This window comes from Niallia tiangongensis (genome assembly GCF_044704065.1).
In the GTDB taxonomy this organism is placed as follows: domain Bacteria; phylum Bacillota; class Bacilli; order Bacillales; family Cytobacillaceae; genus Niallia; species Niallia tiangongensis.
This window is the reverse complement of the sequence record NZ_CP162613.1, coordinates 3,043,331-3,065,773: the sequence shown is the minus strand read 5'-3', so window position 1 is coordinate 3,065,773 and position 22,443 is coordinate 3,043,331. Positions and strand designations below refer to the sequence as shown.

The 22,443-nt window shown below is 34.0% G+C and carries 24 protein-coding genes and 1 riboswitch; of the genes, 20 read left to right on the top strand and 4 right to left on the bottom strand.

Features of this window, described 5'->3' with window-relative positions; translation table 11 throughout:
* Positions 1-97 precede the first annotated feature (97 nt).
* The 13 genes from AB3U99_RS14725 to AB3U99_RS14665 all read left to right on the top strand — a co-directional run bounded on the left by AB3U99_RS14725 (position 98) and on the right by AB3U99_RS14665 (position 13,397).
* On the top strand, positions 98-850 hold the full coding sequence (locus AB3U99_RS14725; protein WP_400248089.1) for a segregation/condensation protein A: 753 nt from the start codon (positions 98-100) through the stop codon (positions 848-850).
* Between the two features lie 4 nt (positions 851-854).
* Complete coding sequence (gene scpB / locus AB3U99_RS14720; protein ID WP_400248087.1) at positions 855-1,436, top strand: SMC-Scp complex subunit ScpB; 582 nt, start codon at positions 855-857, stop codon at positions 1,434-1,436.
* 159 nt (positions 1,437-1,595) lie between these two features.
* Entirely contained in the window at positions 1,596-2,489 is an 894-nt protein-coding gene (locus AB3U99_RS14715) for a superoxide dismutase (RefSeq protein WP_400242083.1), read from the top strand.
* A 198-nt stretch (positions 2,490-2,687) separates the two neighbouring features.
* The gene (locus AB3U99_RS14710; RefSeq protein ID WP_400242081.1) at positions 2,688-3,839 is read left to right on the top strand and encodes a D-alanyl-D-alanine carboxypeptidase family protein; all 1,152 of its coding nucleotides are present in this window, start codon (positions 2,688-2,690) and stop codon (positions 3,837-3,839) included.
* Positions 3,832-4,419 (top strand): nucleoside recognition domain-containing protein, encoded by a 588-nt coding sequence (locus AB3U99_RS14705; protein WP_400242080.1) that lies wholly within the window; start codon positions 3,832-3,834, stop codon positions 4,417-4,419. The genes AB3U99_RS14710 and AB3U99_RS14705 overlap by 8 nt, the downstream gene beginning before the upstream one ends.
* A gap of 6 nt (positions 4,420-4,425) precedes the next feature.
* Positions 4,426-4,959, top strand: a complete 534-nt coding sequence (locus AB3U99_RS14700; protein ID WP_400242078.1) for a spore maturation protein — start codon at positions 4,426-4,428, stop codon at positions 4,957-4,959.
* A 341-nt stretch (positions 4,960-5,300) separates the two neighbouring features.
* Entirely contained in the window at positions 5,301-6,029 is a 729-nt protein-coding gene (rluB, locus tag AB3U99_RS14695; protein WP_400242076.1) for a 23S rRNA pseudouridine(2605) synthase RluB, read from the top strand.
* Between the two features lie 372 nt (positions 6,030-6,401).
* Entirely contained in the window at positions 6,402-7,118 is a 717-nt protein-coding gene (locus AB3U99_RS14690; RefSeq protein ID WP_400242074.1) for a response regulator transcription factor, read from the top strand.
* Positions 7,115-8,887, top strand: coding sequence for an ATP-binding protein (locus tag AB3U99_RS14685; RefSeq protein WP_400242072.1), 1,773 nt, complete (start codon positions 7,115-7,117; stop codon positions 8,885-8,887). Before AB3U99_RS14690 ends, AB3U99_RS14685 begins: the two co-directional genes overlap by 4 nt.
* Before the next feature lie 403 nt (positions 8,888-9,290).
* Positions 9,291-9,857, top strand: a complete 567-nt coding sequence (sigX, locus tag AB3U99_RS14680) for an RNA polymerase sigma factor SigX (protein ID WP_400242070.1) — start codon at positions 9,291-9,293, stop codon at positions 9,855-9,857.
* A complete protein-coding gene (locus AB3U99_RS14675; protein WP_400242069.1) occupies positions 9,835-11,013 on the top strand; it encodes a hypothetical protein in 1,179 nt (392 codons plus the stop codon). The genes sigX and AB3U99_RS14675 overlap by 23 nt, the downstream gene beginning before the upstream one ends.
* Positions 11,014-11,537: 524 nt before the next feature.
* Positions 11,538-12,305, top strand: a complete 768-nt coding sequence (locus tag AB3U99_RS14670) for a M23 family metallopeptidase (RefSeq protein WP_400242067.1) — start codon at positions 11,538-11,540, stop codon at positions 12,303-12,305.
* Positions 12,306-12,511: 206 nt separating this feature from the next.
* Positions 12,512-12,647: riboswitch (FMN riboswitch) on the top strand.
* Between the two features lie 168 nt (positions 12,648-12,815).
* A complete protein-coding gene (locus tag AB3U99_RS14665; protein ID WP_400242065.1) occupies positions 12,816-13,397 on the top strand; it encodes an ECF transporter S component in 582 nt (193 codons plus the stop codon).
* Positions 13,398-13,546: 149 nt separating this feature from the next.
* Here the strand turns inward: AB3U99_RS14665 and AB3U99_RS14660 are convergent, their stop codons facing one another.
* On the bottom strand, positions 13,547-13,795 hold the full coding sequence (locus AB3U99_RS14660) for a ferredoxin (protein WP_400242063.1): 249 nt from the start codon (positions 13,793-13,795) through the stop codon (positions 13,547-13,549).
* Positions 13,796-14,110: 315 nt separating this feature from the next.
* Here AB3U99_RS14660 and AB3U99_RS14655 point away from each other — a divergent pair, with 315 nt between their 5' ends.
* The 5 genes from AB3U99_RS14655 (at position 14,111) to AB3U99_RS14635 (ending at position 18,637) form a co-directional block, all read left to right on the top strand.
* Positions 14,111-15,160 carry a helix-turn-helix domain-containing protein gene (locus tag AB3U99_RS14655; RefSeq protein WP_400242061.1) on the top strand — a complete coding sequence of 350 codons (1,050 nt, stop codon included), beginning with the start codon at positions 14,111-14,113 and terminating at the stop codon, positions 15,158-15,160.
* A complete protein-coding gene (locus AB3U99_RS14650) occupies positions 15,157-16,650 on the top strand; it encodes a RecQ family ATP-dependent DNA helicase (protein ID WP_400242059.1) in 1,494 nt (497 codons plus the stop codon). The genes AB3U99_RS14655 and AB3U99_RS14650 overlap by 4 nt, the downstream gene beginning before the upstream one ends.
* 9 nt (positions 16,651-16,659) lie before the next feature.
* A complete protein-coding gene (locus tag AB3U99_RS14645) occupies positions 16,660-17,259 on the top strand; it encodes a lysostaphin resistance A-like protein (RefSeq protein WP_400242058.1) in 600 nt (199 codons plus the stop codon).
* A gap of 66 nt (positions 17,260-17,325) precedes the next feature.
* Positions 17,326-18,045, top strand: a complete 720-nt coding sequence (locus tag AB3U99_RS14640; protein ID WP_400242056.1) for a LysM peptidoglycan-binding domain-containing protein — start codon at positions 17,326-17,328, stop codon at positions 18,043-18,045.
* A gap of 133 nt (positions 18,046-18,178) precedes the next feature.
* Positions 18,179-18,637: a DUF2663 family protein gene (locus AB3U99_RS14635; RefSeq protein ID WP_400242054.1), complete on the top strand. Its 459-nt coding sequence runs from the start codon at positions 18,179-18,181 to the stop codon at positions 18,635-18,637.
* A gap of 796 nt (positions 18,638-19,433) precedes the next feature.
* On the opposite strand, the gene AB3U99_RS14630 is transcribed toward AB3U99_RS14635, so the two are convergent.
* Genes AB3U99_RS14630 through AB3U99_RS14620 form a run of 3 tightly spaced genes read right to left on the bottom strand, consistent with a single transcriptional unit; the run spans position 19,434 to position 20,541 of the window.
* Complete coding sequence (locus AB3U99_RS14630) at positions 19,434-20,003, bottom strand: manganese catalase family protein (RefSeq protein WP_312098608.1); 570 nt, start codon at positions 20,001-20,003, stop codon at positions 19,434-19,436.
* Positions 20,004-20,049: 46 nt separating this feature from the next.
* Positions 20,050-20,310: a spore coat protein CotJB gene (locus AB3U99_RS14625; protein WP_400242052.1), complete on the bottom strand. Its 261-nt coding sequence runs from the start codon at positions 20,308-20,310 to the stop codon at positions 20,050-20,052.
* Positions 20,311-20,325: 15 nt separating this feature from the next.
* Positions 20,326-20,541: a spore coat associated protein CotJA gene (locus tag AB3U99_RS14620; protein WP_400242051.1), complete on the bottom strand. Its 216-nt coding sequence runs from the start codon at positions 20,539-20,541 to the stop codon at positions 20,326-20,328.
* Between the two features lie 246 nt (positions 20,542-20,787).
* On the opposite strand from AB3U99_RS14620, the gene AB3U99_RS14615 reads away from it, so the two are divergent.
* Together AB3U99_RS14615 and AB3U99_RS14610 are read left to right on the top strand one after the other, a co-directional pair.
* Positions 20,788-21,582, top strand: a complete 795-nt coding sequence (locus tag AB3U99_RS14615; protein ID WP_400242049.1) for a metallophosphoesterase — start codon at positions 20,788-20,790, stop codon at positions 21,580-21,582.
* A 129-nt stretch (positions 21,583-21,711) separates the two neighbouring features.
* Positions 21,712-22,293: an adaptor protein MecA gene (locus AB3U99_RS14610; RefSeq protein WP_400242047.1), complete on the top strand. Its 582-nt coding sequence runs from the start codon at positions 21,712-21,714 to the stop codon at positions 22,291-22,293.
* The last annotated feature ends 150 nt before the right edge of the window (positions 22,294-22,443 follow it).

The following is a 22,443-nucleotide window of genomic DNA, read 5'->3' as shown; positions in this document are numbered from 1 at the left end:
TTGGATGATTTTTCTGTTGGATAACTATTGTGTTTCCTCTATACTAATACTATCATTATTAAGTTAAGGGTATTCTATTAGGATTTTGGTGAGAATGATGCAGTATAATGTGAAAATTGATAGTTTTGAAGGACCGTTAGATTTGCTTCTTCATTTAATCAATAAATTGGAAATTGATATTTATGATATTAACGTAGCAGAAATTACTGAACAATATTTAGATTATGTTCATGCTATGCAGGTGCTACAATTGGATGTAGCAAGTGAGTTTTTGGTAATGGCAGCAACTCTTTTAGCGATTAAAAGTAAAATGCTCCTGCCAAAGCACGAGGAAGATTTACTTGATGACGATTTGATCTATGAGCCGGAAGAGGATTCACGAGAAGAACTAATTGAAAGGTTAGTAGAATATCGTAAATTTAAAGAGGCTGCCGACGATTTAAAAGAGATGGAATTAGAAAGAGGGCTTATATTTACAAAACCCCCAAGTGATTTATCAGATTTTAGCATTAAGACCGAAGAAATGGCAAAGCAAGAATTAGATGTTTCTTTATATGATATGCTAGCTGCCTTTCAAAAACTACTTAAACGAAAGAAGTTGCAGGCGCCCCTTGCTACGAAAATCACGAGGCAAGAAATTCCGATTGAAAATCGAATGGAAGAAATTGTTGGCTTCTTACGTAATAGAAAAGGGAGAACATCTTTTGATGAACTTTTTCCAGTTGCGACAAAATCACATATTGTAGTGACTTTTTTGGCAATACTAGAACTTTTAAAGCGTAGACAAATATTTGTGGAACAAGAAGGAAACTTCGCAGATATTTTTGTAATGGGAAAGGAAGTTGAATAAAAGGTTGAAAGTGAATGACTGGAAAGCGGTAGTTGAGAGTCTTTTATTTGCTGCAGGGGATGAAGGATTAACGATTAAGCAATTAATGCACGTCCTAGATTTGGAGCAATTAGAGGTGGAACAATTAGTAGATGAGTTAATTAAAAATTATCGTAAAGATAAAACAAGAGGAATTTCAATTATTGAAATAGCTGGTACTTATCAATTCGCTACGAAGAAAGAACATTCGGATTATCTAAAGAAGTTAGTGGAATCTCCCCATGCTTCCACTTTATCGCAGGCTGCTTTAGAAACGTTAGCAATCATTGCCTATAAACAGCCAATTACAAGAGCTGAAATTGAGGAAATTAGAGGGGTTAAAACAGAAAGACCACTCCATACACTGTCAGCTAAAGCGCTAATTAAAGAAGTTGGTAGAGCAGATGGGGCAGGCAGAGCAATCCTATATGGAACAACAAAAGAATTTTTAGACCATTTTGGATTAAAGAATTTAGGAGAACTTCCTCCGTTAACAGAAAAAGAAGAAGAGTTCAATCAAGAAGAAGCAGATTTATTTTTTGAATCTTTTCAGCAAATAGAAGATTAAGAAGAAGTATCTAGGCAATAGCTTAGATACTTCTTTGTTTTTTCAAAAGTTTAACTGTAGTAGAAGATATGCGATGACTGCAATTTAAAGACATGATGCTACCCCTTTTGTCATACCTTTTATAAGAACGAATTTGGAAGGAATGGAGTTGACACATAGATGAGTAGTTACAATGAATATGTACGAAATGTGTTGATTTGGAACCAGCAATTAAAAAGCTTATTAGAGGCGGAAGAAGTACAAAAGGAAGAAAGTATATGGAATAGGCTTGATAAGTTTTCACATTTAATGGAAGGAGTTCAAAGAAGACCAATTGAAACAGAAGAATTAATTAGAATACAGCACGAGGCAGAGGAGCTTCATGATCAGATGGAAAGCTACTTTGCACAAAGACAGCAGCTTGGAACAATATTTATGAAAGAGCCAACCATAGAAGCTGGGAAGCATCAATTGCCAAGATTACCATATGCTTATGATGCACTAGAGCCTTATATTTCAAAAGAAATAATGGAGCTACATCACCAGAAGCATCATCAATCCTATGTTGATGGGTTAAACAAGGCCGAAGAAAAGCTGAAAACAGCAAGAAAGGATAATGACTTTACACTTGTGAAACATTGGTCTAGAGAGCTTGCTTTTCATGGTTCGGGGCATTATCTTCATACGATTTTTTGGAGTAATTTGAGTCCGAATGGCGGCGGAGAGCCAAAAGGGGCATTATTGGAAGAGATAAAGAATTATTTCGGTAGTTACAAAGCATTTAAGCAGCATTTTACAGAAGCAGCGAAAGCGGTAGAGGGTGTTGGCTGGGCACTTCTAGTATGGTCTCCAAGAGCAAGGCATTTAGAAGTTCTTCAATCCGAACGTCATATGCTTTTAACGCAATGGGATACCGTTCCATTATTAGTACTTGATGTTTGGGAACACGCTTACTATTTACAGTATAAAAACAATAGAGGAAAGTATGTAGAAAATTGGTGGAATATCGTTAATTGGAAAGATGTTGAAAATAGATTTTTAAAAGCCTGTGAATTAAAGTGGAGACCTTATTAACGGGAAAAGTTAGTAAATCAGGCTGTATTGGAAAAATTGATGATAAAGAAAAAATAAAAATCAGTCTTCAGTATGTAGCTTAGTTATCTGGGCTGCATATTTTTGTATTTGCTAGTAAAGCATGAATTTATTAGTCATATGCCTGTCTTTTTTTTCATAAACTTGTACAAACCATAAAAGGAGACGAGGTTGTGTTAAATGAAATTACGTAAAATTATTATTCTTACTATCATTACCTCCATTCTGTTCCTTGCTATTCCACAAAAAAGCAGTGCACAAATGTACGTGAGCGCTCAAAGTGCTATTTTAATGGAACAAGATTCTGGACGAGTTATTTTTGAAAAGGCTGCACATACACAAAGAAGAATTGCCAGTATTACAAAAATAATGACAGCTATTCTTGCAATTGAGTCTGGAAAATTAGATGAAACTGTGACTGTCAGTAGTATGGCCATTAGAGCAGAAGGATCGTCTATCTATCTACAAGAAGGGGAAAAAATTAAATTAGAGGATTTAGTATATGGATTAATGCTTCGTTCAGGAAATGATGCTGCAGTTGCAATTGCAGAAACAGTTGGTGGAAGCTTAGATGGCTTTGTCTATTTAATGAACCAAAAGGCAGAAGAAATTGGAATGAAGAACACGCATTTTGCCAACCCTCATGGTCTTGATGATCATGAAGACCACTATTCAACGGCATATGATATGGCTTTACTTACCCGCTATGCAATGAAGAATGATACATATAAAAAAATTGCTGGAACAGAAAGCTATCGTTCTGAAAGCTCCAATAATAAATGGGATCGAGTCTGGAAAAATAAAAATAAACTATTAACTAGTCTTTATGAGTATTCAACAGGGGGGAAAACTGGTTATACGAAGAAAGCAAAAAGAACGTTAGTTAGTACGGCTGAAAAGGATGGAGTGTCTTATATTGCAGTCACTTTAAATGATCCTGATGACTGGGACGATCATATCAATATGTTTGAATCGGCATTTAAACAATATAAAATGGTACAGGTATTAGAGGAAGGGACAATAAAAACAGTTAAAAATAAGTTTTATAAGAATAAAGTTTATCTAAAATCAGCTGTTGTTTTCCCTGTGACAAAGAAAGAGGAAGATTTATTTAAGGTAGAGTATAAAATGACCAAGGTTAAGAAAGATTGGCAAAGAAATCAGGAGGATGTACCTGAAATAGTTGGTGAAGCCAAAATATATTTAGATGATAAGCTCGTTGATAGTGTCTCGATTCATTTTAAACATGATAAGAAAAAAGAATCCAAAAGCTTTTTAGATTATTTCAAGAATATGTTTATGGCAATGACTGGGGTTGGCCAGGATGGTTAATTATATTTGGGCAGCTCTTGCTATTATTGGCATTGTATTTGCAGCTATCAATGGCACAATGGATGAAGTCAATAAAGCAATTTTTTCCGGAGCAAAAGAAGCAGTAACAATATGTATCGGACTGATAAGTGTACTTGTTTTCTGGCTTGGGATGATGAAAATAGCGGAGCAGGCAGGCTTACTCCAAAAACTTACAAACCTATTTAGACCAATAGTAGCAAAGCTTTTTCCCGAGATTCCAAAAAATCACCCTGCAATGGGGTATATATTATCAAATATGATTGCAAATATATTTGGATTAGGGAATGCGGCAACACCACTAGGAATTAAAGCAATGGAAGAATTGAAAAGATTAAATGGGGGCAAGAATACAGCAAGCAACAGTATGATTACCTTTCTTGCCCTAAACACATCATGTATTACCTTAATTCCGACAACGGTTATTGCAATTAGAATGAATTACCATTCTGCGTCTCCAACCGATATAGTAGGACCAACCATTATCGCAACCATTTTCTCTTGTATAGGTGGGATTTTGATTGATCGCTATTTTTACCATAAGAGAATGAGAAAAGGGTGATGTGTGATGGAGATTATATCTTTAATTTCATTGTGGATGATTCCTTCCCTCATCGGGATTATTTTACTGTATGGAACATTTAAAAAGGTACCAACATATGAAAGCTTTGTTGAAGGTGGAAAAGAAGGAATTCAGATTGCTTTCTCCATTATTCCATATTTAGTAGGAATGCTCGTTTCCATATCTATTTTTCGGGCATCTGGGGCATTAGAGTATTTTATGAGCTTTCTTAAGCCGGTATTAGACTTTATCGGTGTTCCTTCTGAAGTAGCACCACTTGCAATTATTAGGCCGATATCGGGAAATGCTGCATTAGGAATGACAAGCGATTTAATTGCTACCTATGGACCAGATTCATTTATCGGAAGGCTTGCTTCTGTTATACAAGGAAGCACCGATACAACCCTCTATGTATTAACCGTTTACTTCGGAGCTGTAGGGATAAAGAGAATGGGTGACGCCCTAAAAGTCGGATTATTAGCAGATCTTGTTGGATTTATCGCTGCTATTGTAGTTGTAACTTTAATGTTTGGGAAATAATAATAAAATGTCTTAGATGAAGTTTGTTGTATAGGAACTTTGTTTTGAGGCATTTTTTTGTATTTTAAAGTTTGGCAGATTCTCTCTAAGAGAGTTCTAAAAAAGGCTTATAAATTAATCAATATTTAATGAGTAACACCTCTAATTTCAAAGATTTCTTTGAAATTTCATCAATTTATGTCATAATTCATAGGAATGGCAAAAAAAGAACGATCAAGCGTTTTGAATTAGTCTATTTTCTAATAAATTGACACTAATAAAATAGGATAAACATTTAGAAATACTTTATAAAAAACGATCAATCATTTTTTACTGTTGAGAAATTGGATGAGGTGATATAGATGGAAAGACTACAAAAAGTAATTGCACATGCAGGAATTGCATCAAGAAGAAAAGCAGAGGAATTAATCCTTGAAGGAAAAGTAAAAGTTAATGGAAAAACAGTTAAAGAATTAGGTGTAAAAGTAGGTTCAAACGATAAAATTGAGGTAAGTGGCATCCCTGTAGAAAGAGAAGAACCTGTTTATTTTATTCTTTATAAACCAAGAGGAGTAATCTCTAGTGTTAATGATGATAAAGGCAGAAAAGTCGTAACAGATTATTTCTCTGAAATAGAAGCAAGAATTTATCCTATTGGACGTCTTGATTATGATACATCAGGCATTATTTTATTAACGAACGATGGAGAATTTGCTAATTTAATGATGCATCCAAAAGGTGAAATTGAAAAAGTCTATGTTGCTAAAGTCAAAGGTATACCAGCTCGAGAAAAAGTAAAGCAATTAGAAAGAGGAATTATGCTAGAGGATGGAAAAACTGCTCCAGCAAGAGCAAAAATCCTTTCTGTCGATAAGAAAAAAGGTACAAGTATTGTTGAATTGAAAATTCATGAGGGAAGAAACCGTCAAGTAAGAAGAATGTTTGAGGCAATTGGAACACCTGTCATGAAATTAAAAAGGGAAAGATATTCTTTCTTAAATTTAAATGGTTTACAGCCTGGAGACGCTCGTGAACTTACTGCACATGAAGTGAAGTTATTGAGAGCAGAAGCACAGAAGAAGAAGGGGTAATTTACCATATTTTCTGATTTCAGCAGGAGAGAGTTTATGAACGACAACGACTTTCATCTGCTGTTTCTCTTCATTCACTAAATATTGGAATAAATTTTCGCGCATTTTGAGAGAAAATGGAAACTTTATAAAAGTTCATAAAAGTGTCACATCTGGCAACGGAAGATAACAATATCTACATGATAATAATGCTATAATAATTGTGACAAATAAGAGAAATCACCTAAATAAATTGCTATATAACTGGAAAACTGCAGTATAAATAATAGTCCATAAGATAAATAGGCAAAATTGCATTTATTTATACATGCAACATGCGAAACATAAAAGTACTATATATAGTTTCGTGTATTTTGTTAGGAGGTATGAACGATGGAGAAGGAAATTAAAATCCTAGTGGTAGATGACGAAGAAAGAATTAGACGTCTTTTAAAAATGTACTTAGAAAGAGAAGAGTTTACTGTAGAGGAAGCAGAAGATGGAGTGAGCGCTCTTTCTAAGGCATTAAACACTGATTATGATGTTATCTTACTCGATCTGATGATGCCTGGAAAAGATGGTATGGAGGTATGCAAGGAATTAAGAGAGAAAAAAACTACTCCTGTCATCATGCTTACTGCTAAAGGGGAAGAAGTGAATAGAGTTCAAGGATTTGAGGTTGGCACAGATGATTATATTGTAAAGCCATTTAGTCCTAGAGAAGTAGTTTTAAGAGTAAAAGCTCTCTTAAGACGTTCAACAACCACTACATTTGAACAAAGCGATAACTCATCAAAGGACGTTATCATATTTCCAGCATTAACTATTGATCATGATGCACATCGTGTATTGGCTAGCGGTAAAGAAGTAAGTTTAACTCCAAAGGAATATGAACTATTGTATTTCCTAGCTAAGTCGCCAGATAAAGTGTTTGATCGCGAATTACTATTAAAAGAAGTGTGGCATTACGAATTTTTTGGTGATTTAAGAACAGTGGATACACATGTTAAACGATTAAGAGAAAAGCTAAATCGAGTTTCAGAAGAGGCAGCTAGTATGATTGTAACTGTTTGGGGAGTAGGTTATAAGTTTGAGGTTAACAATGGATGAAGTTTTGGCGAAGCGTAGTATTTAAGCTTTGGATTACCTTTTTATTGCTGGTTTCCGTTGTTTTAACGATTCTTACAATCATGTTACTGGAGTATTTTGAGCAATATTATACAGAGCAAACGGAAACTGAATTAACCAATACGGCAACTAAAATATCAGAAATAATGAAAGAACATAATAATCAGACTGGATTAGAAATTGTAGGGGAGCTTCTAGATCATTCGACAGGAGCAATAATTATTTCTTCTCCGGACCAAGTTTATTATTATCCAGAGAGTCGTCTGCAGGAACTCACTTTTTCTTTCATTGAAGAGAATGAAGCATTACAAAACGTGGTAACAAGCAATAAGCCAACCGTTGTGATGAGAAAATGGAAGAATAAGGAGAATATACCCGAGCAGGTAGCAATCGTAGGATCTCCTCTTCATGTTAATGGGAATGATGGGGCTGTTTTTATTTATCAGTCTTTACAATCGATGAATGAATCAAAGGAGTCTACCGCTAAATTTATCGTATTAGCTGCTGTTATTGCGATTATTTTAACGACGATTTTTGCCTTTTTCTTATTAACAAGGATTACTGCCCCCTTAAGAATGATGAGAGAAGCTGCCTTTGAAGTGTCTCAAGGTAATTTTGCGACAAAGGTACCAATAATGGCACAGGATGAAATCGGTGAACTTTCGATTGCGTTCAATGAAATGGCAAGAAGATTACATTTTAATATGAACGCCTTAAGCCAAGAAAAAGAACAGCTCGATAATATTTTAAGTGGAATGGCAGATGGGGTACTAACGCTTAATCGAAATGGGAGCTTGCTCCTTACTAATCCACCAGCCGAAAAATTTTTGCAACACTGGTATTATGAAAAAGGCGAATTGAGTGATATGCAAGCTCAAATTCCAAATGAATTGCGGAAATTATTTCAGCTAGCCGTTCATACTGGTAATGAACAGATAGATGAAATCACTTTACAAGGAAGAAACTGGGTTATGATTGTTAGTCCCCTCTATAATAAAAAAGATATCAGAGGAGCAATTGTTGTTATTCGCGATATGACAGAGGAACGGAAATTAGATAAGCTTCGGATTGATTTTATTGCGAATATATCTCATGAACTTAGAACTCCGATAAGTATGTTACAGGGATACAGTGAGGCTATTGTAGATAATATTGCAGAATCAGAGGAAGAAAAGAGAGAAATGGCACGGATAATCTACGATGAGTCATTAAGAATGGGTCGTTTAGTAAATGAATTTCTAGATTTAGCCCGAATGGAAACTGGCTATTTAGAGCTAAGAAAAGAACAAGTTGATTTAAATCCATTTATAAACCGCGTTGCAAGAAAGTTTAAGACAATCGCGAAAGAGAAGGAAATAGCGTTTACAGTTTCTATTTCAGAAGATATGGGAGAATATGAGCTAGATCCAGATCGTATTGAGCAAGTTTTAACCAATATAATGGATAATAGTTTACGACATACGCTAACTGATGGCACGGTTTCTTTACGTGCCCGTTCTGATGATTACGGAGTGTATATAGAGGTTGAGGATACAGGTGCAGGTATTCCTGAGGAAGATTTACCATATGTTTTTGAACGTTTTTATAAAGCGGATAAAGCAAGAACTAGAGGGAATGCTGGGACAGGCCTAGGATTAGCTATTGTAAAAAATATCATTGATGCCCATGGTGGCGATATCTCTGTATATAGTAAATATGGTCGAGGTACGACATTTTTTATCTTTTTACCTCGAAATAAAGAAGAAAATTAGAGAAAGTGCCGATTCTTCTTGATTCACGAGAAACAATTTAACATAATAGAACGTATGGGGTGTCATGGAAGAATTTTGACCCTACAAGCTATTTTTCCATTTTGTATGTAGGAAAGCTACTACATACAGGTATAACTTGTGAGGTCAACCTTTTCTTGACTCCCTTTTTATTATGTTTATCCCATTATTAAACTTCAGTAAGACTTAACGCTTGCTTATGGAAATTCGAGAAAGATAGGTGGGAGAGCGACTGTCAGTAAAGGTCTGAATGGTTCAACTAATCATCAATATAAGATGAAGGAAAAACCCACTGATGGAAGTTTCACTTTATAAGAATAAGTGAAAGAAACTAGATTTAATTACAAATAACTGAAACTAATTACGCTATATTACGACTAATATATTGAACGGGGGAGGGGAAAAGATGAACTCCGTTTTTGATGAAATCTATACTAAGTATCATCATGACGTTTTTCAATTTTTATTTTACATGGTTAATCACAAGGAGACGGCAGAAGATTTAGTGCAAGAAGTTTATATTCGCGTTCTAAATTCCTATCATCGCTTTGAGGGGAAAAGTACGGAGAAAACCTGGTTATTTAGTATTGCTAGAAATGTGGCAATCGACCATTTTCGTAAACAAAAGAATTGGAAAGAACGCATTATGGATAAGTTTGACTGGTCCAAACAGCAAATAAAAGCAGATGGATTTCTTCCAGAAGAAATTACACTACAAACAGAAGAAATGAAGAGTGTATATAGTGCATTACAATATTGTACAGTAGACCAGCGAATGGTTATTGTATTTCGGTATATTCAAGAACTATCCATTTCAGAAACAGCGAAAGCATTAGGATGGACAGAAAGTAAAGTGAAAACAACTCAACACCGAGCTTTAAAGGCACTGCGGACCTTATTAGAGGAAAACGGGGGAAAGGAGGATTCATATGCCGAAAAGAAAGTGGAATGATGAAAAAATCAAGCAAACCCTTAAGCAATTGCCATCGATTAAAGATGAGCGAAACCCGGAATTTATTTATCATACTATTCAAATGAAAAAGAAATCTGTTCGCAGAACGAGAGTATCCATGCCAATATTGGCGACAGTATGCACAATGATACTTCTATTTATTATCAGTCAAAGTTTTTTCGACAACAATGAATCATATGATAGTGAAAGTAAAGTTGCTGATAATTCTGCCATAATGAAAGCCAAAATATCCGATGAGGCAGAAAAGAATGACATACAAAATTTTGATTTTGCGAATCAGCAAGCAGAAATGGCATCATCATCCCTTGCACCAACTGCTATATATCAAGAAGACGTAGGTAATTATGAGGTATTAACCTATCCAATCCCTGATGAAAATATCCAAGTAATTGTTCCTGTTAGCATTTTGGTTGAAAATCCGAATCATTTATCTAAGTTTGACCTATATGTTCAAAATGTAAATAAAATGATTGGAGTCAATAAACAGTTAAGTAACTATTTCCCGATTAGCCCAGAGCTGTTTACTTATCATTTAAGTGATAATAATATCGAAGTAGACACCAAACAAGAATTGACAAACTTTGGTTCACATTCTGAAGGCTTCTTTAATACACTGGTTCAGCAGCAATTGCAAACAATTGGTGCAAAGAAAATGGTGTTTTATACAGACGGTAAACTAGGAGTAAAACTAGGGAATCGAAAAGAAACCACCATTGAATTTAAACCGCTGGAAAAGCGTGCCTACTTCCTTTTAGAAGATGATGAGTCAATGCAAAGGCCATTATATGTACCTTGGGAAAAACCCTATGATACTATTGAAAATGCTTTTGATGCAATGGAAGATGATATTGAAACTCATGGATTAACGGCTTCGATCCCTAATACTATTGATATTGATAAGGTTTCAGAGGATGAAAAGAAAGGGCAATTGATTGTCCATTTGTCAAATGAAAGTAAAATGGAAGAAGATCAGAAGACATTATATGCTATTGAATCTATCCTTTTAACTGCAAAGGATTTTAAATATTCAACAGTTAAGTTTGAGAATACGAAAGTTGAAGCAGTTGGTGAATTTCAACTAACAAAAGAATTAGCTGTTCCAGTTGCTGCTAATAGAGTAGATATAAAAGAATGATAAGGAAGAAGCGTCGTTATAGGACGCTTCTTTATTATGTTTTTTTTTGTTCGAAATAATTTTATAAAAGATGGTGCTGCCCTAAGAAATTAACCAAATGTAGCTGTTATAGAAAACCATTTACAATCCTTTTTTCAAATATAAAAACAAAAAAGAATAAAAAAAGAATAATCGTATAAAATAATTTTTGTTTCTTTTTTTAAAAACATCTTATTAGCTACATTACGGAAACATTTTACACCTGTATATTCTATAGTTCTAACAATTAACATGAACTCATAAGTTGAAAGAGTAGATGGAAGTAGGGACAGTTAGTCTAAAGAAAGAATGGCTAATACATTTAAACATAAAAGGTCCATACATATAGCTTATTTAGTAAGAATCAAATTTTTTGTATATCTGTAAATGAAGAGGAGTAATCTATTTAAATGTAAACTGAGATAGGTGAATTTCACATTGATCTCTTCGAGCAAATATTCAATATAATACTGTAGTTTGATACAAATGGAAAAGGAGGATACTAAATGGGAGACTACATTAGGAGAATACTTATAGCCGCTATTATGCTATTATTTATTAGTTTACTGTTCTTAGGGGGCAAGCATTCACAAGCAAAAGCGTTCTCCATCGCTGAACGTACAAAAGAGTGGACTTGGCCGAGTGAAGGAATAATAACAGATACATTCAATACAAGAAATGGAACACATAAAGGAATAGATATTGCAGGAAAACTAGGGGATAAAGTGTATGCGGTAGATGAAGGGGTTGTAACAAAGTCTTATTATTCTCAATCCTATGGCAATGTTATTTTTGTTAAGCACGAGAATGATTTAGAAACGGTTTATGCTCATTTAAATAAACGGCTTGTCAAGGAAGAACAGTTGGTGAAAAAAGGTGAATTAATAGGTGAAATGGGGAATACAGGATATTCATCCGGGGTGCATTTGCATTTTGAAATACATAATAAAGAATGGACCGTTACAAAAGAAAATGCAATAAATCCAATTTTAGTATTAGGAAATGTACAAGTAGGTCAGACTGTAAAAATTGCTGAGCAAGAAGAAATAGAGGATGTAGTAACAGAACCTATTCACTCTGCTAAATTAAACTCGCTTCAAGAGGAAGAAAAAAAGTTAGAAGAAGAGTACATAAAGAGAAGTATGCAGAAAATGGAGTTGAAATTGGAGAAAGCAGATGACTCAGAATATACAACGATACCATATAAGAAAGCGAGTATATATCTAAAAAGCAGTAAGTACCTTATAGAGGATAGAAGTGGGGAATATACATAGAAGTTACAGTGAATAGGTAAAGTGTGCCTTATCTATTAAGGAGGAATCAACCGGACCCTTTGTAATTAAAATAAAGGCTTACTTAAATGAAAATGGAGTATATCTTATGTGAATTTATGAACAATATTTGAATTTATAAGCAAACTTCTTCACAAATATTGTTTGTTTAATGTATAATAACAATTGTAAACAACAAATTAATATTGGTCTATCTTCGGGGCAGGGTGAAATTCCCGACCGACGGTGATGAGTTTTGTACTCAAAGTCCGTGACCCTACTTCGGTAGGTTGATTTGGTGAAATTCCAAAACCGACAGTAAAGTCTGGATGGGAGAAGATGGAGGTTCTGCAATCGTTCAAAATATCTTTTTAGAACGTTTATTAAGTGTGCAGCCTTTAAACTACTCCCTCAAGTATCTTTAGCTTGAGGGTTTTTATTTGCAGTATTCTTAATAAATTGCTGAATCTTTCTTCTTAGGTAGATGGATCCTAAAAAGAAGGAGAGAAGAAAATGAAGAAAAAAATGAATGTAAGAAGGTATGTTTTAATTGGGATGATGAGTAGCTTAGCCTATGTGTTAATGATGCTTAAATTTCCAATTCCACCATTTCCTAGCTACTTAAAAGTTGATTTTAGCGATATTCCGGCTTTAGTTGCAGCACTTATTTTAGGACCTGTGGCGGGAATATTAGTTGAACTGGTAAAAAATATATTGGATTATTTAATTACAGGAAGTGAAACAGGAATTCCAGTTGGACATTTTGCTAATTTTATCGCTGGAATCTCATTTATACTACCAACTTACTTTATTTATAATAAAATTAAGTCGAAAAAAGGAATGGCTATTGGTTTAACATTAAGTATTTTAATCATGACAGCATTATTGAGTCTGTTTAACTACTTTATCATGTTACCTTTCTATAATGCGTTAATGAAAATTCCGAATGACACTACAATATTAAGACAAACAATTATTTCAGCAATTATTCCATTCAATCTGTTAAAAGGAATCATCATTTCTATAATCTTTGCGTTAGTATTTTCTAAAATGGGTGTATGGATTAATAAACAAATCCCATCTAGAAACGTTTAATCGTAAAAGCAGTTCAGCATATAGCACTGAACTGCTTTTTTTGTTTAATTAGTGTGGGGAAATTTCTTATGTGATGTTTTGCACAGCATGAGAAATAAAAAACAGAAAGGATACATAATTCCTTTCTGCTCTGTGTATGATAAAGAAAACTATTCGAATTTTAGTGGATCTCCATCAAAAGATTCATCCGCAACTTTGATAGAATCAGTTGGACAACCTTCAAAAGCATCTAACATATCATCTAGTAATACTTCAGGTACTTCAACTGTTCCTTGATTATCATCTAACATAACGAAAGCAATACCTTCGTCATCGTAATCATAAATATCAGGCGCCGCAGCTCCGCAAGCCCCACATGCAATACATGTGTCTTTATCAACAATCGTATATTTTGCCATGAGTAAAAAAACCTCCAGTGTTATTCATACGGAGTATATACATGACTGGCATACTCCTTACTATTATCTTATTGTAAGACTGAATCTTTAACTTTTCAATAAAAAAGAGAGAGAAAAAGTAGAAAGTAAGAATTACTTTTCTTAAAATAGTCAAAAATTCAAGCAGTTTCTTTAAAGATTACCGCTCTTTTTATTAAAAAATCTATACATGCTGCGATATCAAAGTTCACTTAACAATTAAATTCATGGTAAAATAAAAGAAATATTACAAACAAATTTCAACAAAATTTGTCGAATATAGAGGAAGATGAATGTATGTCCTTTTTAAAAATAATTATTCTTAAAAGTTTGTATAAAATGAATGGAGAAAGGACCATATACTCCATCCTTCATATATTAAATGGCAAAAAATCATCCCAAACAATCCAAGATATTCATATCTTTCAGTTAACCTCCTTATATCAGTCCTTTCCTATGTTATCAAGAGTGCAATTAGAGGAAGTTGTTCATATACTGTATAAGGAAAAATGGCTCGTTAAGTCGGGAGATAATCATTATTTTATTAATGATACTAGAAAGATAGAGTTGGAGAATTTGTTAAAGGAGAATCTACTTCCGAATTATTTAAACGGTTGGAAATTTCATGCTATAACAGAGCCTTTTTGGCAAAGACTATCTTTATTTATTCAAGTTGCTTCACATTTGTCAGAAAATAGTATTCGTTATATACCAGTACAAAGGAATCCTGTGACCCAATTATGGCTGAAAGAGACACTCCATTCAATCTCTATGGAAAGAAACGAAATTAATAAGTACCTCTATAAAGATTTAGTAAACTGTCTTGACGGGATAGAAATAAATCCAGCAATCCTGATTAACAGATTAACTGGTATGAAAGAAATAGGTCTTACGTCAGATCAAGCTGCATTAGAATTGAAAATGGATCCATCCTTATATCAGTTATCTTTCCTTGCTATTCTTCATTTTATGATAGAAAGAATCCTTTCTAATAAGGAGGAATATTCATTGTTACGTTATATGATCAAGGATAATAAAAAAAATTTTACGCTTACGGCTTCAACAGCAAAAACATATGATTTTATTCAAAAAGGCTATAATATAGAGGAAATTGTTCATATAAGAAATTTAAAGCAAAGTACAATTGAAGATCATCTTATTGAAGTATTATTAAATGTCCCTGAATTTCCAGTTCATAGTCTAGTGAGCGAGGAAAAAATAAGGAGAATTAAAAAAAGTATCGAGCAATCATCGTCTAAATCATTAAAGGTAATAAAGCAACAATTAGCGGATGTCTCCTATTTTGAGATACGTGTGGTAATGGCAAGGTATGGTGATTCATCATGAAATTAGAAGACAAGCTAAAAGAGTACTTTCAATTAACTCATTTTCGTGGAGGACAGAAAGAAACGATTGTTTCGATTCTTAATCAAAGAGATACGCTTGCGATGCTGCCAACTGGAACAGGAAAGTCGTTATGTTATCAGTTTGCTGGAAGGCTTCTCGAAGGAACCGTCATCATTATATCTCCACTTTTATCTTTAATGCAGGATCAAGTAGAACAAATGAAGATGAAAGGTGAGAAAAGAGTAGTTGCTTTAAATTCCTTTCTAACACCAGGAGAAAAACAACGGGTACTTAAACGAATTAACCAATACAAATATATTTTTATTTCCCCAGAAATGATTTCTATGCCTCATGTTCTTGAAATTTTTCAACGAATGAAGATTTGCTTATTTGTAATTGATGAAGCACATTGTATTTCACAATGGGGTTATGATTTTCGACCGGATTACCAAAAATTAGGGGAAATTCGACAAAAATTGAATAACCCCGTGACTTTAGCTTTGACAGCGACAGCGACAGAAGAAATTCGCAAGGATATCAAGAGGTCGTTAAATCTAGAAAATGTAGAGGAGATTATTTATTCCGTTGATCGACCCAATATCGCAATCAATATTGAAGAACTAGCACATACACAAGAAAAAATGGAGAAGCTTCTTGCGAATATTCAAGTCCTTAATGGGCAGGGGATTGTGTATTTCTCTAGTAAAAAGTTGGCTGAACAGACTGTTGCTTTCTTAAAAGAAAGAGCTTCGAAACGAATAATGGCTTATCATGGAGGAATGTCCCAAGAAGACCGAATCCTTGTGCAACAACAATTTCAAGCTGGACAGCTAGACATTATTTGTGCTACAAGTGCATTTGGCATGGGAATCAATAAGGAAGACATCCGTTTCATTATTCACTTTCATATGCCTACACAGTTAGAGTCTTATCTTCAGGAAATTGGAAGAGCAGGAAGAGATGGGAACGAGAGTGTGTCGATTGTTCTTTATACACCAGGCGATGAATGGATTGCTTATCAGTTGATTGAATCGGAGTTGCCAGACAAGCTACAGATTAATAAATGGAAAGCACTTTTAAGGAAATACCCAACATTTGATGATTGGTTGAAAAACGAAAGTTATCAATTACAGATGCTTTTTTCAGAAACACAGTGGCGAGTCTTGGAGTCATATATTGAGCCGCAAAATAAATCAATGGAGGAACTGTTGCACTCTCTTGAATTATACTGTAAATTCCGAGAAGAAAGAGTGAAAGTAAAAAAACAAAAAATACAAGAACTGATTGCTTGGTTACATTCTGAAACTTGTCGAAGAAAGTATATTTTGGAATATTTCGGAGAAACGTACAAAAGCAAAAGAAAAGAAAATTGCTGTGACAGATGTGGATTGGAGTTATCTGATTTCTTTCAAAGTAGGAACAATAGACATGATAAACCACAAGTTGATTGGAAGGAGCAGTTAGCTTTTATTTTAAATATAAAAAAGTAGGGTATGTAAATGAATAAAGCAAAATATACGGAGATAATTAATCAATTGACAGACCGTGATTTATTAAAAAATGTATACATGACGCAATTTATCCTACTAATTATGGCTTTCGTTCTACATACGATTGTGTTTGGATGGAATCCTCCGATAACCAAAATATTTAAGTATGAATGGACAGATTTTATAATTGGGATTATAGCGGGGCTTGCGGTTGTAGTAATGGATATTTGGTTGATGAATCGGTTTTCTGCTCATTATCATGATGATGGTGGTGTGAACAAACGGGTTTTTCAAAATAGACATCCTTTTCATATTGCGTTCATAGCATTAATAGTAGCATTTAGTGAAGAATTACTTTTTCGTGGAGTTATCCAGTCGAATTTAGGGTTACTACTAAGCTGCCTTCTGTTTGCTATTATGCATTATCGGTATTTATTTAATCCTTTTTTATTTGCTAATGTTGTATTAGTAAGTATCGTTATTGGTGTCTTATTTGAAGTAACAGAAAATCTTTGGGTAACAGTGATTATGCATTTTCTTATTGATTTCCTGCTCGGCTGTATTATTCGGTTTAATTTGTTTCAGAAGGAAATTAGCGCATCAAAGTGAATGTTCAGTGGAGAAACAGCTCCTTATTTGGGGGATTTTATGGGGAATTGTAAGGATGGGATGTAAATGAAAAAAGAAGATCCATATAGGGTTCAAGCGGAATTACAAAAACAACGATTAAAAAAAGTGATAAATGAAGAGGAAAAATCGGAGGAACAGGTTGAATCGTCATTACCTTCAAGAAGCACTGTTCATAAAAATAAAAAGAAAAAAGTTAAAGTTCCAATAATTAGTTTATTAGCATTTATATTTGTGCTATTGCCGGTTGTCTTATTATTAATAAATAGTTTATTAAATGGAAAAAATTTTTCCAATCTTTTATCAACAGAAAATACTTCTGGATTATTTGAAAATGTGAATATTCAAAAAGAAAAACCATCAAATAATGAATCACAGCGGATTAAACCTGAAGAAGAACAAGAAGAATTAATAATAGAAAGTAATACAGCAGAAGAAGAGGAAGATGTAACTGCAGATAATTCAAAAGAAAAAGTTATTGACGAAGAAGAGGATAAAGCCAAAGAGGAAAAGTCTGAATCTGAGCATACAATCAAGGAGCCACCGAAAAAAGAAGAACCAGAAGAGGAAAAGGTAGAAACTGATGAGCAAACTAATTCTAATGAGAAGATAGTATATCATACTGTAGCAAAAGGAGAAACTTTATATCGAATTGCTTTAAATTATTACCCTAATGGAGATGGAATCGAAAAAATTAAATCCTCCAATAATATGGCTAATGATCAGGTTCAATTAGGGCAAACATTGAAAATTGTATTAGACCCATAATTAATTTATTCTAACTTGTCCTCTAACTACATATAATTTATTAAAGCGATTGATAAGTTGTGTTGTTTATGCATAGAAGGCTTATGTTTGAACAGAGACTTTTAAAATGCGCTATTTGAAGGAGGGAGTGACTTTGGAAAGCTCAATCTTCCCTGAAAACTATGTGTTAGATGGTACAACAAAAAAAGTTATCCTAAAAATAATTGAGAAAAAGGAAAAATTTGATAAGTTAAAAAACCGGCACTTACTAATTATGTGGTTTACTATCTTTACAACCTTTTGTTATTTTCTTTGGCTTTATAAGCAAATTGCTATTCCTTATTCCCATTCATTTGCTGTAATGTTTTCGGTATATGTGGAAGAAAGCATTAATCTGTATATTCTTCTATTTATAATCGGAGTATTTGGGTATATGAATGTATTGAGACAAAAAAGGGATAAAGCAGAAAAAGAATATCATGATTTACGTTGCGAGTTTATTGATAAAAGTAAAGATTTATTTGGGAATAGTGAAACATGGAATAGTCGACATGAAATATATAATAAAATTAAAGATTCCTACGATATTAATTTATTCCATCAAGCAAAGTAAAAAATAAATGGAGATAAGGATAGCAATAGAGTTATTTATCCCACCTATACGGATAGTAAGTCTCAACCACAAGCTTATGAGAATTCGAAGAAGATAGGTGGGGTATCAACTGTCCATAAAGGTCCGATTGGTTCAACTAACTATCAGTGGGGGAGGAAGGAATCGCTATTGGTGGAAGGTTCACTTTATTTTAAACGTAATTTATATAGAACAAAGAGGCTGGGACAAAACTAAATAGATAATCTGTAAAGACGAACAATCTCTAATTTAGCTCTTAAATAAAGGTTACTTTCATATACTGATTATTTACGTTTTTAAATATTGTCAAGTGTAAAAACTAATTCGTTCCATTGCGCTACAGACACACGATGCGCAGGGCCCTAAGCCTCCTCGGCTAAAGCCTGTGGGGTCTTAGGTTTTGCTCTACTTCCCGCAGGAGTCGAGTGTCCTCCGCTCCATTCCACTCTGTTTTTAAAGGCAATTTCCTAAAAAAATATTGTTTTTTCAAAAAAAATAAATTAGTAGGAAATATGAAGCAGGCTGAATACACGTAGACACCACGGGGATTAGCGAGACAGCCTGAGACCCTCCAGGCTAAAGGCAGACCGCGGCTTTAGCGCGAGCCCCATGGAAAGCGAAGTGTATTCAGGCTGCGGGTGATAACAACTGAAATAGCTTTTTTACAAGCCGATTAAAAAGCCAAACAATCATACAAATTTTCGTGTAATTGTTTGGCTTTAACTTTGGCTGGAATACTTATGTCCCAGCCTCTTTGTGTATAAACAGTAAATGTACCTTAAAAAATCTTTCGCTGCTGTCGATCCTCTTTGATAATTTCGACTGCCTCTCTAAATCGTTGGGAGTGTACAATCTCTCGTTCTCTAAGAAAACGGAGGCTATCATTTAAATCTGGGTCATCACTCATATTAATGATCCATTGGTATGTGGCCCTAGCCTTTTCCTCGGCAGCTATATCTTCATAAAGATCAGCTATTGGATCTCCTTTTGCCTGTATATATGTTGCTGTCCAAGGATTGCCTGCAGCATCATGGTAAAATAAGGCATGATCATGATTAACATAGTGATCACCAAGACCTGCCGCTTTTAGTTGATCTGGTGTGGCATCTTTCGTCAATTTATATATCATTGTGGCAATCATTTCCAAATGAGCGAATTCTTCCGTTCCTATGTCTGTTAATAATCCAATAACACGATCAGGTATGGAATACCTTTGATTTAAGTATCTTAATGCAGCTGCAAGTTCTCCATCGGCACCTCCATATTGTTCAATTAAAAATTTTGCAAGCATTGGATTGCAGGTACTCACTTTAACTGGGTATTGTAACTTTTTTTCATATAACCACATAAGATTCTATTCTCCTTTATCGCAAAATTGAATATTTGTAGTACTCTTATACTTGCCAAGGCCAAGGGGCTGAATCCCAATCCCATGGTGAACCAGATGGGCTATTTCCATATTGCAATAAAGGACTATATTTGCTTTCGTATAACTTCTTGAATTTTTCTCGTTCTTTTACATAATGGTTAAATTGATTAATGGCATCTTGATCATGATGATGGGTATCTAAATATAAGGTAAGTTCGACTAGTACAAAGTCAATGGCTTGGAGCTGTTCTAATAATTGATAATATTCAGGTGGAAGCTGTTTCATTATTTTTTCACCCCCTTAACTTTTTTTCTCATATGGACTGTAGTAAGGGTCGTAAAAGGTTTTCCATAACGTCCCTGCTTTTAAAGCTTCCATTGGACTAAACTGAGGAAGGTGAGGTGGTTGAAAACCAAGATATAAATTGGGCGGCGTTGAGTATACTTTTGTTTTCATCGGTGGACAGGGATCAAACGGACTGATATAAGGGTGATATTCTTTGTAAAATGAAGGCATAATGAATTCCCTCCTTTTCTAATAGGATACTTTACATCTTATGTCTAAAAATTAATTTACATGCTTTCTTTTATAGAAGGACCTTATTCCTTTTTGATTTTTTGATGGCAAGAAAGTTTCTGTTTAATAGAAAATATGGATGTACGGAAAGAAGGGATAGGAAGCTATTCTTAAAATTAGTAAAACAAGCAGAAGTTGTATTAAAATAAAGGAATCAGCATAAAGGGGTAATTCGGGGAGGTTTATATGGTATTTTTATTTGGCGGATTTATTTTGCTTGTAATTTTTAGTATTGCATTCATTATCTATATGAAAAATATCGCGAATGAGAATAATGTGAAATATGAGATATTCTATTTTCCTAACTTTCCTTCTTCAATCCGTGAAATTACGCTTTTCTTTATTTCGGATATACACCGAAGAACAATTGATGATTCTATAATTAATGAGGCGATGGATGTAGCAGAGATTGTTATAATAGGTGGAGACCTTCTAGAAAAGGGTGTGAAACTGGAGAAAACCCGGGAAAATTTACGCAAGCTAAAACAAATTGGACCTGTTTATTTTGTATGGGGAAATAATGATTATGAAATCGATCGAGATGCATTAGAGAGCTTGTTGAAAGAAGAGGACATCGTTTTGTTGGATAATAAAGCGGTATCTTTTAAATCATCAAATGGAGAAGGCTGGTCTTTAATTGGCATTGAAGATTATTCGCTAGAGTACGATGATTTAGAAATTGCTCTGAAGCAAGCTGAAGACAATAGCTTTAAAATATTAATTAGTCATAATCCGAAAATAATGGAAAAACTGGATGCAGAAAATCAAATTTCCTTAGTATTAAGTGGTCACACTCATGGTGGTCAAATTCGGATATTTGGTTTCGGACCATATGAATTAGGTGGAACAAAGCTAATTGGAAAAACAACTTTGTTTGTAAGTAATGGATATGGCACAACAAGTATTCCTTTAAGATTAGGGGCAAAGCCAGAAACACATATTATTAGAATTCAACACAAACAGAATGATGAAGAAATTTAATTTTTTGAGCCAACAGTTTGAATAGTTGGCTTTTTTATATATGAACTCACTTAATAATATTACTCACCGATTACTCCTTCTTTTCATAAACTGCATTAAGAGTTTTTTCAAGGAGCAGGAGGCGTAGTCATGCGTTTGGAGAGATTAAATAGCAATAGAATTAAAATCCATCTGACCACCGATGATCTGTATGAACGTGGATTGACCAAGGAAGATATATGGAAAGACTCGATAAAGTGGCAGTATTTTTTTCATGAAATGCTTGAAGAAGCAAATGATTTATTTGATATGGAGATACACGGTTCGGTTGCTGTTGAAATATTTACAATGAAAGCTCAAGGTATGGTAATGATTTTAACGATAACAGAAAATGAATTGGATACAGAAGAAATATTATCAGAAGGTTTTTTAGAGATGCAAGTAACTGTAGAAGAAACGGTGGATATAATATATGAATTCTCAGATATAGAGGATGTTATTGATGCAGCGAAACAATTAGTGCAAAATAATTTCACTGGTGGTTCTTTATATAATTTAAATGAAATATATTATTTTTGTTTTACAGATATTTCTTCGTACAAGGAAGAACAAATTATTGCTATTCTAAGTGAGTTTGGGGAAACAAGTTTAAAGAGTATATACATTATTGAGGAGTATGGAAATACGATAATAAAAGAGAATGCTATTGAGACGTTAGTACATTATTTTTAATTATTTAGAAATACTGAGCAGCCTGAATACGTAGACTTATGTGGGGATGGGCGAGACAGGAGAGACCCGCTAAAAGCGACTTGTATTCAGGCTGAGGTTAATAGTAACAAACTTTTACAAAAACAGTCATTTACATATAAACAAGATAGA

What these genes read in the sequence shown, in the direction of transcription:
- AB3U99_RS14725 (WP_400248089.1), top strand. Translation starts at nt 98, where the DNA reads ATGCAGTATAATGTGAAAATTGATAGTTTTGAAGGACCGTTAGATTTG.
- AB3U99_RS14715 (WP_400242083.1), top strand. Translation starts at nt 1,596, where the DNA reads ATGAGTAGTTACAATGAATATGTACGAAATGTGTTGATTTGGAACCAG.
- AB3U99_RS14710 (WP_400242081.1), top strand. Translation starts at nt 2,688, where the DNA reads ATGAAATTACGTAAAATTATTATTCTTACTATCATTACCTCCATTCTG.
- AB3U99_RS14705 (WP_400242080.1), top strand. Translation starts at nt 3,832, where the DNA reads ATGGTTAATTATATTTGGGCAGCTCTTGCTATTATTGGCATTGTATTT.
- AB3U99_RS14700 (WP_400242078.1), top strand. Translation starts at nt 4,426, where the DNA reads ATGGAGATTATATCTTTAATTTCATTGTGGATGATTCCTTCCCTCATC.
- rluB (WP_400242076.1), top strand. Translation starts at nt 5,301, where the DNA reads ATGGAAAGACTACAAAAAGTAATTGCACATGCAGGAATTGCATCAAGA.
- AB3U99_RS14690 (WP_400242074.1), top strand. Translation starts at nt 6,402, where the DNA reads ATGGAGAAGGAAATTAAAATCCTAGTGGTAGATGACGAAGAAAGAATT.
- AB3U99_RS14685 (WP_400242072.1), top strand. Translation starts at nt 7,115, where the DNA reads ATGAAGTTTTGGCGAAGCGTAGTATTTAAGCTTTGGATTACCTTTTTA.
- AB3U99_RS14675 (WP_400242069.1), top strand. Translation starts at nt 9,835, where the DNA reads ATGCCGAAAAGAAAGTGGAATGATGAAAAAATCAAGCAAACCCTTAAG.
- AB3U99_RS14670 (WP_400242067.1), top strand. Translation starts at nt 11,538, where the DNA reads ATGGGAGACTACATTAGGAGAATACTTATAGCCGCTATTATGCTATTA.
- AB3U99_RS14665 (WP_400242065.1), top strand. Translation starts at nt 12,816, where the DNA reads ATGAAGAAAAAAATGAATGTAAGAAGGTATGTTTTAATTGGGATGATG.
- AB3U99_RS14660 (WP_400242063.1), bottom strand. Translation starts at nt 13,795, where the DNA reads ATGGCAAAATATACGATTGTTGATAAAGACACATGTATTGCATGTGGG.
- AB3U99_RS14655 (WP_400242061.1), top strand. Translation starts at nt 14,111, where the DNA reads ATGTCCTTTTTAAAAATAATTATTCTTAAAAGTTTGTATAAAATGAAT.
- AB3U99_RS14650 (WP_400242059.1), top strand. Translation starts at nt 15,157, where the DNA reads ATGAAATTAGAAGACAAGCTAAAAGAGTACTTTCAATTAACTCATTTT.
- AB3U99_RS14645 (WP_400242058.1), top strand. Translation starts at nt 16,660, where the DNA reads ATGAATAAAGCAAAATATACGGAGATAATTAATCAATTGACAGACCGT.
- AB3U99_RS14640 (WP_400242056.1), top strand. Translation starts at nt 17,326, where the DNA reads ATGAAAAAAGAAGATCCATATAGGGTTCAAGCGGAATTACAAAAACAA.
- AB3U99_RS14630 (WP_312098608.1), bottom strand. Translation starts at nt 20,003, where the DNA reads ATGTGGTTATATGAAAAAAAGTTACAATACCCAGTTAAAGTGAGTACC.
- AB3U99_RS14625 (WP_400242052.1), bottom strand. Translation starts at nt 20,310, where the DNA reads ATGAAACAGCTTCCACCTGAATATTATCAATTATTAGAACAGCTCCAA.
- AB3U99_RS14620 (WP_400242051.1), bottom strand. Translation starts at nt 20,541, where the DNA reads ATGCCTTCATTTTACAAAGAATATCACCCTTATATCAGTCCGTTTGAT.
- AB3U99_RS14615 (WP_400242049.1), top strand. Translation starts at nt 20,788, where the DNA reads ATGGTATTTTTATTTGGCGGATTTATTTTGCTTGTAATTTTTAGTATT.
- AB3U99_RS14610 (WP_400242047.1), top strand. Translation starts at nt 21,712, where the DNA reads ATGCGTTTGGAGAGATTAAATAGCAATAGAATTAAAATCCATCTGACC.